The organism is Salipiger sp. HF18 (assembly GCF_011806505.1).
Lineage (GTDB): Bacteria > Pseudomonadota > Alphaproteobacteria > Rhodobacterales > Rhodobacteraceae > Salipiger > Salipiger thiooxidans.
The window spans coordinates 1-1,668 of the sequence record NZ_JAATOS010000697.1; the positions used below are offsets into that span (position 1 = coordinate 1).

Here is a 1,668-nt window from a genome sequence, read left to right on the forward strand (position 1 = left end):
GGGGGCAATGGGGGTGCCAGGCCACTACAAGCTGCTGGCGCGGCTCTTCAACCGCAGCCATGGCTTTCACGACCTGCACCTTTCGGGCAGCGTGCTGGCGGCGCGTCACGCGGTGTCGGTAGACGAGTGGCGCCGGACCTTCCCGCCGACGCTGTGGGAGAATCTCGACGAGCTCAACGGCGCGGGCGGCGGCGATTACCTGCAGCAATGGTTCCCGGGTGACCACGGCTCGGTGGGCGGGGGCGGCGACATCGTGGGGCTGTCGAATATCTCGCTGGCGTGGGTGGCGCGCGACACGGCGCGTCTGGGGGAATACGCGGAGGCCGAGGACATGTCGGTGAGCCTTTGCAACCAGAGCGCCCCGCCGGGGGTCCTTGCGCGGCTGCTGCGGCACAACCCGGTGGACCGGATGGCGCCACATGCGCCGGGGGTGGTGCGGGACGTGTCCGAGGCGGCACGGCTGCGCTGGCGCGATACGAGATCGCGCTACCGGCCGAGGCCTTTGCGCCATCTCGCGACGGATCTGGATGCGCCGGAGCCTTCGGAAGAGGGAATCGCGGTGGCCGCAGGAGGGGCGGCCCAGCCGGAAACAGCGCCGCGCCCGACCTGAACGGGGGCGCGGCGAAGAATCGTCAGCGGGTGCTTTCCGTGAGCCGGCGCTTCACGTAGCCGGTGACCGAGCCGATCATCGTCTCCATGTGCGGCTCTTCGAAGAAGTGGCCCGAGCCCTCGATTTCCTCGTGGGTGATCGTGATGCCCTTCTGTTCCTTCAGCTTGTTGACCAGCGCGGTGGTGTCCGCGGGCGGCGCCACGCGGTCCGAAGTGCCGTTGATGATCAGGCCCGAGGACGGGCAGGGGGCGAGGAACGAGAAATCGTACATGTTCGCGGGCGGCGAGACCGAAACGAATCCGGTGATCTCGGGGCGGCGCATCAGCAGTTGCATGCCGATCCAGGCTCCGAAGCTGAAGCCGGCGACCCAGCAGTGCTTGGAGTTGTTGTTCATCGACTGCAGATAGTCGAGCGCGGAGGCCGCGTCGCTCAGCTCGCCGATGCCCTGGTCGTATTCGCCCTGGCTGCGTCCCACGCCGCGGAAGTTGAACCGCAGAACAGTGAAACCCATATTGTAAAAGGCGTAGTGAAGGTTGTAGACAACCTTGTTGTTCATCGTCCCGCCGAACTGCGGGTGCGGATGGAGGATGATCGCGATCGGTGCGTCTCTGTCCTTCTGGGGGTGGTAGCGGCCTTCAAGACGGCCTTCGGGTCCGGGAAAAATGACCTCGGGCATCGGTGCAATCTGCTCCTCAACGGGTCTCGGGCATAATCTTGACGAAAATGCTAAGAGACCTCAGAACGTTTCTCATGCCCGGCGCCGAAGCCGGGCGGGCTGGATTGCAGATATGCAATCGGTCGGTCAAGGTCAATCGTCAGAGGCTTTCGGAGCGGGAGGTGTGGCATGAAGCTCAGCACGAAGGGGCGCTACGCGATGGTAGCGCTGGCGGATATCGCGATGCAGCCGGACGGAGATCTGGTGACGCTCTCTTCTCTCTCTCCCGGGCAGGACGTGTCGCGTCCCTCTCTCTCTCCTCGTGTCGTCAAGCTGCGGCCTCCCTTTCTTTTTTCCGCGCTTCCGGGCCCGGGGTCCGGCTCACCTCTTGGACGCCCCGCGG

Annotated in this window: 3 protein-coding genes; 2 read left to right on the forward strand and 1 reads right to left on the reverse strand. The window is 65.4% G+C overall.

What is annotated here, in order from left to right:
- Positions 1 to 610, forward strand: a 610-nt coding sequence (locus HC022_RS26010) for a DUF2235 domain-containing protein (RefSeq protein WP_217704120.1), incomplete at its 5' end; no start/stop codon positions are given.
- Between the two features lie 22 nt (positions 611 to 632).
- Here HC022_RS26010 and HC022_RS26015 read toward each other — a convergent pair.
- Positions 633 to 1,286 (reverse strand): alpha/beta hydrolase, encoded by a 654-nt coding sequence (locus tag HC022_RS26015; RefSeq protein WP_008884311.1) that lies wholly within the window; start codon positions 1,284 to 1,286, stop codon positions 633 to 635.
- Positions 1,287 to 1,454: 168 nt separating this feature from the next.
- Between HC022_RS26015 and HC022_RS26020 the strand changes: the two genes are divergently transcribed.
- A partial coding sequence (locus HC022_RS26020) for an Rrf2 family transcriptional regulator (RefSeq protein ID WP_175583743.1) occupies positions 1,455 to 1,668 on the forward strand: 214 nt, incomplete at its 3' end.